Raw genomic sequence first — 3,135 nt, forward strand, 5'->3', positions numbered from 1 at the left:
TCATTGGCGATTGAGCCAGTCAGAGGATATCAACAGATATCGGCTGTCGTTCTTTAACAATCTGGAAGAAGTAAGTAATTTGGATAGCGGAAGCGTCTCGAGATGGACGTGGAAGTTATCCGGGTTGTGATTGTATCGATGTATCTCAAGATGATTCGAACTCTAAGTTTGACTCAATTGGAATACGGCACAACGCGAGAACTCAACCTGTAGCGACTGTCGATGAGACAGACTCGTTATAGGGTCAAGCGAACAAGTGCATGTGGTGGATGCCTTGGCGATCACAGGCGATGAAGGACGCGGTAGCCTGCGAAAAGCTACGGGGAGCTGGCAAACGAGCTTTGATCCGTAGATGTCCGAATGGGGAAACCCGGCCCTTTTGGGTCATCCTGGACTGAATACATAGGTCCAGTGAAGCGAACGCGGTGAACTGAAACATCTAAGTAACCGCAGGAAAAGAAATCAACCGAGATTCCCAAAGTAGTGGCGAGCGAAATGGGATGAGCCTTGCACTCTTTATTTGTATTGTTAGCCGAACGCTCTGGAAAGTGCGGCCATAGCAGGTGATAGCCCTGTAGGCGAAAACAGTATGAAAGAACTAGGTGTGCGACAAGTAGGGCGGGACACGTGAAATCCTGTCTGAAGATGGGGGGACCATCCTCCAAGGCTAAATACTCGTGATCGACCGATAGTGAACCAGTACCGTGAGGGAAAGGCGAAAAGAACCCCGGGAGGGGAGTGAAATAGATCCTGAAACCGCATGCATACAAACAGTCGGAGCCTCGTAAGGGGTGACGGCGTACCTTTTGTATAATGGGTCAGCGACTTACGTTCAGTAGCAAGCTTAACCGTATAGGGCAGGCGTAGCGAAAGCGAGTCCGAATAGGGCGTTCAGTTGCTGGGCGTAGACCCGAAACCAGGTGATCTATCCATGGCCAGGATGAAGGTGCGGTAACACGTACTGGAGGTCCGAACCCACTAACGTTGAAAAGTTAGGGGATGAGCTGTGGATAGGGGTGAAAGGCTAAACAAACCTGGAAATAGCTGGTTCTCTCCGAAAACTATTTAGGTAGTGCCTCGTGTCTCACCTTCGGGGGTAGAGCACTGTCATGGTTGGGGGGTCTATTGCAGATTACCCCGCCATAGCAAACTCCGAATACCGAAGAGTGCAATCACGGGAGACAGACATCGGGTGCTAACGTCCGGTGTCAAGAGGGAAACAACCCAGACCGCCAGCTAAGGTCCCCAAATATAGCTAAGTGGGAAACGAAGTGGGAAGGCTAAAACAGTCAGGAGGTTGGCTTAGAAGCAGCCACCCTTTAAAGAAAGCGTAATAGCTCACTGATCGAGTCGTCCTGCGCGGAAGATGTAACGGGGCTAAGCTATATACCGAAGCTGCGGATGCGAGCTTGCTCGCATGGTAGGAGAGCGTTCCGTAAGCCTGCGAAGGTGCCTTGTAAAGGGTGCTGGAGGTATCGGAAGTGCGAATGCTGACATGAGTAGCGATAAAGGGGGTGAAAGGCCCCCTCGCCGTAAGCCCAAGGTTTCCTACGCAACGTTCATCGGCGTAGGGTGAGTCGGCCCCTAAGGCGAGGCAGAAATGCGTAGCTGATGGGAAGCAGGTCAATATTCCTGCACCATTGTTAGATGCGATGGGGGGACGGATCGCGGAAGGTTGTCCGGGTGTTGGAAGTCCCGGTCGCTGCATTGGAGAAGGCGCTTAGGCAAATCCGGGCGCGCAATTCAAGGGTGTGGCGCGAGCTCCTTAGGGAGCGAAGCAATTGGAAGTGGTTCCAAGAAAAGCCTCTAAGCTTCAGTCTAACGATGACCGTACCGCAAACCGACACAGGTGGGCGAGATGAGTATTCTAAGGCGCTTGAGAGAACTCGGGAGAAGGAACTCGGCAAATTGGTACCGTAACTTCGGGATAAGGTACGCCCTTGTAGCTTGACTGGCCTGCGCCAGGAGGGTGAAGGGGTTGCAATAAACTGGTGGCTGCGACTGTTTAATAAAAACACAGCACTCTGCAAACACGAAAGTGGACGTATAGGGTGTGACGCCTGCCCGGTGCCGGAAGATTAAATGATGGGGTGCAAGCTCTTGATTGAAGTCCCGGTAAACGGCGGCCGTAACTATAACGGTCCTAAGGTAGCGAAATTCCTTGTCGGGTAAGTTCCGACCTGCACGAATGGCGTAACGATGGCCACACTGTCTCCTCCCGAGACTCAGCGAAGTTGAAGTGTTTGTGATGATGCAATCTACCCGCGGCTAGACGGAAAGACCCCATGAACCTTTACTGTAGCTTTGCATTGGACTTTGAACCGATCTGTGTAGGATAGGTGGGAGGCTATGAAACCGGAACGCTAGTTTCGGTGGAGCCGTCCTTGAAATACCACCCTGGTTTGTTTGAGGTTCTAACCTTGGCCCGTGATCCGGGTCGGGGACAGTGCATGGTAGGCAGTTTGACTGGGGCGGTCTCCTCCCAAAGCGTAACGGAGGAGTACGAAGGTACGCTAGGTACGGTCGGAAATCGTGCTGATAGTGCAATGGCATAAGCGTGCTTAACTGCGAGACCGACAAGTCGAGCAGGTGCGAAAGCAGGTCATAGTGATCCGGTGGTTCTGTATGGAAGGGCCATCGCTCAACGGATAAAAGGTACTCTGGGGATAACAGGCTGATACCGCCCAAGAGTTCATATCGACGGCGGTGTTTGGCACCTCGATGTCGGCTCATCTCATCCTGGGGCTGTAGCCGGTCCCAAGGGTATGGCTGTTCGCCATTTAAAGAGGTACGTGAGCTGGGTTTAAAACGTCGTGAGACAGTTTGGTCCCTATCTGCCGTGGGCGTTGGATATTTGAAGGGGGCTGCTCCTAGTACGAGAGGACCGGAGTGGACGAACCTCTGGTGTACCGGTTGTCACGCCAGTGGCATCGCCGGGTAGCTATGTTCGGAAGAGATAACCGCTGAAAGCATCTAAGCGGGAAACTCGCCTTAAGATGAGATATCCCTGGGGACTAGATCCCCTTGAAGGGTCGTTCGAGACCAGGACGTTGATAGGTCAGGTGTGTAAGCGCAGTAATGCGTTCAGCTAACTGATACTAATTGCCCGTAAGGCTTGATCCTATAACAAGTCTG

Annotated in this window: 1 rRNA gene; it reads left to right on the forward strand. The window is 52.4% G+C overall.

Annotated features, from left to right (window positions below):
• Positions 1 to 242: 242 nt before the first annotated feature.
• A 23S ribosomal RNA gene (locus tag JMF90_RS30790) occupies positions 243 to 3,123 on the forward strand.
• The last annotated feature ends 12 nt before the right edge of the window (positions 3,124 to 3,135 follow it).

Origin of the sequence: Burkholderia sp. E168m23 (assembly GCF_016586125.1) — a bacterium.
Classification (GTDB): Bacteria; Pseudomonadota; Gammaproteobacteria; order Burkholderiales; family Burkholderiaceae; genus Burkholderia; species Burkholderia orbicola.